The organism is Macromonas nakdongensis, assembly GCF_002837145.1.
GTDB classification, from domain to species: domain Bacteria; phylum Pseudomonadota; class Gammaproteobacteria; order Burkholderiales; family Burkholderiaceae_C; genus Macromonas_B; species Macromonas_B nakdongensis.
Genome location: NZ_NWMV01000125.1, coordinates 1 through 7,832, shown reverse-complemented (window position 1 = coordinate 7,832; position 7,832 = coordinate 1). Strand labels below are relative to the sequence as shown.

Sequence of the window (7,832 nt, the reverse complement as noted above, 5' to 3'; positions counted from 1 at the left end):
CGCCACGGCCGAGCCGGCTTCCACCAGCTCGAAATCGCCGGGCACCGGCCCCAGCCCCAAGCCGATCATGGCGCGGCCAGCCACGCTGGCGACGATCATCAGCGTGATCGCACACAGCACCAGCCCACCCAGCACGGCGGACCATTTGGTGCACCGAAACACCCAGGTCATCATGACGAAATTCCTTAGGCCGACCACCAGCGCCGGCGAAGCTTGCAAAAAACGCGCATGGCGCGAGCACCATGCGCGTGAGGTATTGTCGGTTTACTTGCTGTTCTTGGCGATGAGCGCGCGGGCCTCGGCCGCCAGCTTGGCACCGTCGATGTTCTTGGCCTTCATGTCTTTGACCCAGTCAGACTCCACCGCGCTGGCGGTGCGCAGCCAGCGCTGGGTTTCGGCGGCATCCAGCGCCACGATGTTGTTCTTGGCCTTCTCGGCCGCGGCACGGCCCAGCTTGTCGCCCTCGTCCATGGCGCGGCCAAAGGCGGCGGCGGTTTCCAGGCCCGAGTTGTTGTCGATCACCTTCTTCAGGTCGGCCGGCAGCTTGTCGTAGGTGGCCTTGTTCATGCTGAAGGCGAAAGCCATGTTGTAGAGGCCTTTGTCACCGGCAAAGGTGGTGTGGTTCTTCACCATTTCGGTTACCTTCACGGCCGGGCCCACTTCCCAGGGGATGGTGGTGCCGTCGAGCACGCCCTTGGACAGGGCCTCGGTCACGGCCGGCACGGGCATGCCCACCGGGGTCGCGCCGAGCTTGACCAGCATGTTGTTGACGATGCGGGTGCCACCACGGATCTTCATGCCGCGCAGGTCTTCCAGGCCATTCACCGGCTTCTTGGTGTGGAACAGGCCCGGTCCATGGGTGTGGATGGCCAGCAGCTTGACGTCCTTGAACTCGTCGGCAGCAAACTTGTCCACGAACTCCCAGGCGGCCTTGGAGGTGATTTCACCGGCGCGCGCACCCGACGGGGCGATGAAGGGGATCTCGAACACCTCGGTCTTGATGAATCGGTTCGGGGTATAGCCCAGCACGGTCCAGGTGATGTCGGCCACGCCGTCACGGGCCTGGTCGAACAGCTGCGCAGGGGAGCCTCCCATCTGCATGGCCGGGAACAATTGCACCTTGATGCGGCCACCGGACTCGGCCTCGACCTTCTTGGCCCAGGGCTCGATGGCCAGACGCGGCACGTTGGCCTGCGGCGGCAGGAAGTGGTGCAGACGCAGGGTGACCTGCTGCGCCATGGCGCTGCCGGCAGTGAGTGCGGCGCAGATCAGGCCGAGGGTGCGAACTTTGAACAGTCTCATGGTGAATTCCTTTTCGGAGGTGTGCCGGTTGGCCCGTTGTCCCTGGAAGCGACGCGGCAGCCGAATCGACCGCCACGTCACATTAATTATTAGATATAACTTTATCACCCGAATCGGTGTACAATCCCTAGGTAGTTACCCTAGGAATGCACCGCCGTTCCGCCCGCCCTTGGCCTGAGCACTGTAGTGCGGATCTGCCCAAAAGAAACAGGCAAACCGCACTAGCTGCTATGCCGGTTTGGCATGAAACACCTCAGCCCCGGGCCGGCAGCACCGTGCCCCGGCATTCGCCAAAACCCAGGCGCGCCGCACCCGGTTTCTCGCACCACCCCCGGATCACCACCGCATCGCCGTCCTGCAGATAGGTGCGGCTTTCGCCGTTGGGCAAGGCCACCGGCTGTTTGCCCCCTTGCGTCAGTTCGATCAGGGCACCCGCCTGGTCGAGCGTCGGACCCGACAGCGTACCGCTGCCGAACAGGTCGCCCGGCTGCAGGTTGCAACCGTTGACGGTGTGGTGCGTCACGATCTGGGCGATGGTCCAGTAAGCGTGGCGGTAGCTGGTGCGGCAGATGGGGGCATCGCCCTGCCCTGCGGCACGCATCTGCGCCGTTTCCAGGCCGACCTGCAACTGGATGTCGAAGGCCCCGGCCTGGCGGTTGGCGGGCGTGTCCAGGTAAGGCAGAGGCTGCGGGTCGTCGGCCGGGCGTTCGAAGGCCACGCGGTACGGCGCCAGGGCCTCCAGCGTCACCACCCAGGGCGAGATGGTGGTGGCAAAGTTCTTGGCCAGGAAGGGGCCCAGCGGCTGGTATTCCCAGGCCTGGATGTCGCGCGCCGACCAGTCGTTGAGCAGGCACAGGCCGAAGACGTGCGACTCGGCCTCGGGCATGGCGATAGGGTCGCCCAGGGCGTTGCCGTGGCCGATGAAGATGCCCAGTTCCAGCTCGATGTCCAGCCGCTGGCTGGGCGCCAGCACCGGAGCCGCCGCGTCGGGCGCTTTCACCTGGCCGCGCGGGCGGTGAAAGGCCTGGCCCGACACGCCGATGCTGCTGACACGGCCGTGGTAGCCGATGGGCACCCACTTGTAGTTGGGCAGCAGCGGGTTGTCGGGGCGGAACTGTTTGCCGATGTTGGTGGCGTGGTGGACCGAGGTGTAGAAGTCGGTGTAGTCGCCGATGCGGGCCGGCAGACCGTATTCGACCTCGGCCTGGGGCAGCAGGCAGGGCTGCAGCGCGGCCTGCTGGGCGCTGCTTTCGCGCAAACCACGCGACAGGGCCAGGCGCAGGGCCGACCAGGCGGCGGGGCCCAGTGCCATCAGGGCGTTGAGGCTGTCCTGGGCGCCGGCCTGGGCGGCCTGCGCCGCCTCGCCGGTGAACACGCCGGAGCGGGCCACGGCCGCCAGATCGAGGATCTGGTCGCCAATGGCGACGCCCCCGCGCAGGGGCTCGTTGCTGCCGCGGCGGCGGAAGGTGGCAAACGGCAGGTTCTGCAGCGGGAAATCGGTGCCCGGCGCCTGGGCCGAGGCCACCCAGCTGCGCAGGGAGGGGTCGTGGGTTTCGTTGAGTGTGCTCATGTCGAGGGGGCTTGTGGGTCAGGAGGCCATGCTGCCGTCGTGCATCCAGGCGGCGTGCTTGGGGGCTTTCTTGGTCTGGCTCCATTCCTGGAGCATGTCCCACTTCACCTCGTCGAGCATGCGGTACATCTCGGGCGTACCGGTGTCGCAGGCCAGCTCCAGGCGGTGGCCATTGGGGTCGAAGAAGTAGATGCTCTTGAAGATGGTGTGGTCGGTCGGGCCCAGCACCTCGATGCCGGCGGCCTCCAGCCGTGCCTTGGCGGCCAGCAGGGTGTCCAGGGAATCGACCTTCAAGGCCAGGTGCTGCACCCAGGCGGGGGTGTTCTCATCGCGGCCCATGGGTTTTTGCTCGGGCAGCTCGAAAAAGGCCAGCACGTTGCCGTTCCCAGCGTCGAGGAAGATGTGCATGTACGGGTCCCAGGCCTTGGTGGACGGGACTTCGTTCTCGGCGATGGCGAGCACGAACTTCATGTCCAGGTGCTTCGTGTACCACTCGACGGTTTCTTTCGCGTCTTTGCAGCGGTAGGCGACGTGGTGGATTTTTTCGATCAAGGGCATGGCGGGTCTCCTGGCGGGGTGCGAAGAATTCTGTCAGGGGTGGCGGGCGTAGGCGTCACCGGGTGGGGACATCAGGCCGCGGCGTGGCTGGGCACCACCGGGGTGATGGCCTGGCCATCGGCCATGGCGCTGGCGGGGGCCTCGGCGGCCTCGGGCGCGGCGCTGTGGCGGGCCAGGCGGAAGGCCTCCTGCAACACCGCCAGGTCGGCGATGTGGTTGGCCAGCAGCAGCACCAGGCGCGCGTTCAGGGCGTGGCTCTGCTCGGTGCTCAGGCCCTGGTGGGCGGCGATGAGCGCCTCGTACATGTCGTCGTAGGGCAAGGCGTTGGCGTGGGTGTTGAGCATCGGGGTCTCCTCGCGGGTCAGGCGGTGGCGGCCGGGCGGGCCGTGGCGGTGGCCAGGGCGGCGCGCAGCGGTAGCGGGTTGTCGGGCTCGGCGCAGGCGTTGAGCCAGTGCTGCAGGTCGTGCGCCGGGGCGGTGTTGTAGACCGATTCGCGGTCCGACAGGTAGACGCTGCGCAACCCGCGCTCGGCCAAGGCGGCGCGGACGGCGTCGGCCTCTTGGCGGGTGTGCACCAGCACCGCCATGTCGGCTGGGCGCAGGGGGCGCCAGTCGGCGGGGGCGGTGTCCGTGGCTGGGCGGCCGAAGCCCGCGCCGTGTTGCAGGTGCGCCACCATGGCACTGGCGCAGACCTGGGCCAGCTGCTGCAGGGTGGCGTCTTTGCCCAGGGCTTTACCGCTGGCGGGCAGGGCCAGGTGGCACAGCGTCAGGGCCGGGCCGGGGCCGGCGGTGGGGCCGTGGGGGAACCACTGCAGCGCCCGGCCGGCGGCGCCGGCCGGCAAGAAGGGCACCGGGTTGTCCTGCCCGGGCCGGCGGAAGCCGAAGGCCCCGGCCCCGTCGGGCCGCGATTCGGCCACGGCAAAACCGTGGTTGACGGCGGCCACCATGGCGGTGGTGGAGCGGTGGTTGGTGCCCAGGGTGTAGCGCCGGCCGACACAGGCCTGGCGTGCCTGCAGGTAGGTGTGGATGTCGGCGCCGCGGAAGGCGTAGATGGCCTGCTTCGGGTCGCCGATGAGCACCAGCGCGGTGTCGGGCTCGGGCTGGGCGACGCGGTAAATGCGGTCGAAGATGCGGTACTGGACCGGGTCGGTGTCCTGGAACTCGTCGATGAGCGCGACCGGGAATTGGCGCCGGACGGTGGCGGCCAGCCGCTCGCCGTTGGGGCCGTGCAGGGCCTGGTCGAGGCGCAGCAACAGGTCGTTGAAGCCCATGTGGGCGCGGGCCGCCTGTTCACGCTGGAAGCGCTGGTGCATCCAGTGGGCGGCGTGGCGCAGCAGGCCGGCGCGGGCGCTGGGCAGCTGGCCCAGTTGCGCGCGCAGCCCGTCCAGGGCGGCCAGGGCGGGGTGGTCGCGGTACAGGGGGGCGTGCGCCGGGGCTTTGCAGACGCCGGCCAGGCCTTCGGGCGTCAGGCGTTCCCAGCCTTTTTGCAGGTCGGGCGGGGCCAGGGCCGTGGGGTCGCTGGCCCAGACCTCCAGTTTGCGCAGCCAGTTGTCGTAGTACTGGGCGCGGAATTGCTTGGCGTTGAAGTGCTGGGCCGCGGCGCCGGCATCGAACAGGGCCTTGAGCTCGGCGGTCCAGGCGGGCCAGGGGGCTTTGAGGCTGGCCAGGGCGGCGTCACGTTCGGCCAAGGTGCGCGTCAGCAGCGGGCCGGGTGGGGCGTCGTCGGCTGGGGCGAGCTGCCCGGTGGCGGCCAGTTCCAGCAGCGGGCGCACGGCCTGGAGCAGGTCGGCCGGGCCGCTCCACCAGCGCAGCACCTCCTGGGCGTGGGCCAGGGGCAGGGGCGCGTAGAAGCTGCGCCAGGCGTCGCGGGCGACTTCGGCCTGCAACTCGGTGGGGTCGGTTTCCAGGGTCTGCTGGAACAGGCTGTTGCCGTCGAAAGCGTGTTCGCGCAGCATGCGCAGACACCAGCCGTGGATGGTGGAGATGGCGGCTTCGTCCATCCACTCGGCGGCCAGCTGCAGGCGCACGGCCAGGCGCGGCCAGTCGGCTTCGGGGTGGTCGCTGCGCAGCGCCAGCAGGGCGTGCAGGTCGACCTGTTGCTGGTGCGCTTCGCGCTCGGTCGGGTCGTCGCGGAAGACGCTGGCGGCCTGGGCCAGGCGCAGGCGCACGCGCGCGCGCAGTTCCTGGGTGGCGGCTTCGGTGAAAGTGACGACCAGCACTTCGGGCGGGGTGAGGGGCCGGCCAAAGGCGCCGTCGTCGCGCTCGTGGCGCGGGCCCAGCACCAGGCGCACGTAGAGCATGGCGATGGTCCAGGTCTTGCCCGTGCCGGCGCTGGCTTCGATGAGGCGGCTGCCGTGCAGTGGGAAGTCGCGGACCTGCAGTTCGTGGGTGCTCATGCGTCGGCTTCCGGGGTGGTGTGGCCCGGGCCGCGCTGCACCGGGATGGCCCGCCACAGCGGGCGCAGCAGGGTGTCGGTCCAGTGCCGGAAGGGGCTGGGTTCGGCGGCGTCGGCCAGTGGGCCGGCCAGCGCGGTGAAGTCGGGGTAGGCGCGGCGCAGGTGCGGGTTGCGGTCGAGTGCACCGCCGTCGGCCTCGTAGGCTTTTTGCGCGGCCCGCCAGGCTTTGCCGGGATCGTCGGGCTGGCTGCCCAGGGCGCGCAGCCAGTCGAACGCGGGCCGGAGGGCCAGCGGCAACGGGTGTTGCATGCCGGTGATCCAGGCGTCCACCAGGGCGCTCCAGTGGGCCTGGGCCTGGTCCAGGGGCAGGGGGGCCAGGGTGACGTCGCCGGCCTTGCTCAGCACCAACGTGGACAGGGGGCCGCCGGCCAGGTGGGCGGCCAGGTGGTGCACCCAGTGGCCCACCAGCTTGTCGGCGCGGTAGCGCCCCTGTTCCACCAGGTTGCTGGCTTCAAGCACGACGCGGGCGCGTTCGCCCTGGTCGTTGTGGCGCAGGCCGTCGAGCCGGTCGAGCACGGCCACCGTCTGGCCCTGCAGGTGGGACCGCCAATCCAGGGTGTCGGTGTGGCGGTTGGGCCAGGCGGCCAGGGCGTTCTGGTAGGCCTGCATCAGCTCGGGCAGAGGGGCTTCCAGGCTGGCCCGCTGCACCAGGCCGAAGCCGCCGGCGGCCAGTTCGCCGCGGCGTTCCAAGGCATCGAGTTGGCGTTGCCGGTCGCGCGCCAGGTCTTCGCCGTGCAACAGGGCCTGGGTCTGGTGTTGCAGCAGTTCGTGGTGCAGCTGCCAGCGGGCCAGGCCGTCGAGATCGAAGGGCTCGTGCTCCGCCTGGGTGGGGTCGGGCAGGTCGAGGTTGGCCCCCAGGCGGCGGCGGAAGAAGGCTTTGACCGGGTCTTTCAAAAACCCGGCCAGTTCGTCCACGGTCAGGGGCTCGCTGCGCGCCAGGGGCGGCAGTGCGCCGTCGGTCGGCGGGGCCGGCCAGCGCCCTTGGCCGGTGCTGCGGCGCCATTCGTGGGCATGGGTGAACCAGCGCGCCGACGGCGCCAGCGTGGCGGGCCCGAAATAGCGCGGGCTGAAGGGTTGCAGGGGGTGCTCGGTGCTCAGGGCGTCGAGCAGCGAGCCCTCGGCCGACTCGGCCAGCCGCCAGCCGCTGGCCAGGTGCTCGCGCAGCTGGTGGACCAGCACCGAGGGCGTGCGCTCGCTGTTGTCGGTGATGCTGCGCCCGACCCAGGACACGTAGAGCCGGTCGCGCGCCGACAGCAGGGCTTCGAGCAGCATGTAGTGGTCGTCGCTGCGGCGCGAGCGGTCGCCGGGGCGGTACTGTCGGCCCATCAGGTCGAAGTCCAGCGGCGCCCGGTTGCGCGGGTAGGCGCCGTCGTTCATGCCCAGCAGGCAGACGTGGCGGAAGGGGATGGCGCGCATCGGCATCAGCGTGGCGAAGGTGACGGCGCCACCAAAAAAGCGCTGCGACAGGCGCGGGCTGTCGAGTGCGGCCAACCACTGCTCGGCGGCCACGGCCAGGGGCAGGGCTTCGTCGAAGCGGGCTTCGGCGCAGACCGTTTGCCAGTGGTCCAGGGCCTGGTCCAGTTGCAGCAGGGTGATGGGGTCGCGCGGGTCGATCGGGGCTTCGGTGCCGCTGCGGGCCGGGGTGGCGTCGAAAAAGTCTTGCAGCAGTTGGCGCAAGCGCCCGCACCAGTCGGGCACGGTGGCCGGGGCGCTCAGGGCTTGCCAGGTGCATTCCAGTTTGTCCAGCAACTGTGCCAAGGGGCCGAGCAGGGCCGCGTCCAGGCCGCCGATTTCGCCGTAGGGGTCGATGCCTTGCCAGGCCTCGGCGTTGTGGCCGACGGCGTAGCCCAGCAGCATGCGGCGCAGGCCGAACAGCCAGGTGTGCGGGGCCGCGGGCGTGCCGTGCGCGGGCAGGTCCAGGCTGGCGCGGTGGGCGCTGTGCAGGCCC

Annotated in this window: 5 protein-coding genes and 1 pseudogene; all 6 read right to left on the bottom strand. The window is 69.9% G+C overall.

Features of this window, described 5'->3' with window-relative positions; all coding sequences use genetic code 11:
- Positions 1-264: 264 nt before the first annotated feature.
- Complete coding sequence (locus tag CON77_RS13855; protein WP_101050085.1) at positions 265-1,302, bottom strand: TRAP transporter substrate-binding protein; 1,038 nt, start codon at positions 1,300-1,302, stop codon at positions 265-267.
- A 253-nt stretch (positions 1,303-1,555) separates the two neighbouring features.
- A complete protein-coding gene (fahA, locus tag CON77_RS13850; RefSeq protein ID WP_101050083.1) occupies positions 1,556-2,872 on the bottom strand; it encodes a fumarylacetoacetase in 1,317 nt (438 codons plus the stop codon).
- Between the two features lie 18 nt (positions 2,873-2,890).
- The gene (locus CON77_RS13845; RefSeq protein ID WP_101050081.1) at positions 2,891-3,430 is read right to left on the bottom strand and encodes a VOC family protein; all 540 of its coding nucleotides are present in this window, start codon (positions 3,428-3,430) and stop codon (positions 2,891-2,893) included.
- A 71-nt stretch (positions 3,431-3,501) separates the two neighbouring features.
- Positions 3,502-3,774 carry a DUF2783 domain-containing protein gene (locus CON77_RS13840; protein ID WP_101050079.1) on the bottom strand — a complete coding sequence of 91 codons (273 nt, stop codon included), beginning with the start codon at positions 3,772-3,774 and terminating at the stop codon, positions 3,502-3,504.
- 17 nt (positions 3,775-3,791) lie between these two features.
- Positions 3,792-5,825, bottom strand: a complete 2,034-nt coding sequence (locus CON77_RS13835) for a UvrD-helicase domain-containing protein (RefSeq protein WP_101050077.1) — start codon at positions 5,823-5,825, stop codon at positions 3,792-3,794.
- Positions 5,822-7,832 (bottom strand): annotated as a pseudogene (locus CON77_RS13830) (exodeoxyribonuclease V subunit gamma); the annotation flags it as partial. The gene CON77_RS13835 and the pseudogene CON77_RS13830, both read right to left, overlap by 4 nt.

What these genes read in the sequence shown, in the direction of transcription:
- CON77_RS13855 (WP_101050085.1), bottom strand. Translation starts at nt 1,302, where the DNA reads ATGAGACTGTTCAAAGTTCGCACCCTCGGCCTGATCTGCGCCGCACTC.
- fahA (WP_101050083.1), bottom strand. Translation starts at nt 2,872, where the DNA reads ATGAGCACACTCAACGAAACCCACGACCCCTCCCTGCGCAGCTGGGTG.
- CON77_RS13845 (WP_101050081.1), bottom strand. Translation starts at nt 3,430, where the DNA reads ATGCCCTTGATCGAAAAAATCCACCACGTCGCCTACCGCTGCAAAGAC.
- CON77_RS13840 (WP_101050079.1), bottom strand. Translation starts at nt 3,774, where the DNA reads ATGCTCAACACCCACGCCAACGCCTTGCCCTACGACGACATGTACGAG.
- CON77_RS13835 (WP_101050077.1), bottom strand. Translation starts at nt 5,825, where the DNA reads ATGAGCACCCACGAACTGCAGGTCCGCGACTTCCCACTGCACGGCAGC.